This window comes from Paenibacillus sp. sgz302191 (assembly GCF_057749925.1).
Window position 1 is genome coordinate 1 of sequence record NZ_JBYLHY010000129.1, and the last position, 296, is coordinate 296.

The window sequence follows — 296 nt, forward strand, 5'->3', positions numbered from 1 at the left end:
GTCGCCGGGGAAGCCGTCTATTTTGCCATGGGGATCAGCGAGGAGGGCTACCGGGACATTCTCGGCTTCTACATCGGTGGTCAAGAGAGCTCTAATGGCTGGCGTGACGTACTTAAAGACCTGCAGCAACGCGGCGCAACCGATGTCTTGTTAGGTGTCTTCGACGGCCTACAGGGGCTGGAAGAGGCGTTTCGTGAGGCTTATCCGAAAGCAGACGTGCAGCACTGCGTCGTCCACAAGATGCGTACCACCTTCCCTAAGATTCGCGTACAAGACAAGAACGAATTCATAAGCGA

1 protein-coding gene is annotated in these 296 nt (G+C 55.4%); it reads left to right on the forward strand.

The features are described from left to right. Positions 1-296: transposase (locus AC3G2T_RS38910; protein WP_488438840.1), on the forward strand; the 296-nt coding region annotated here is incomplete at both ends.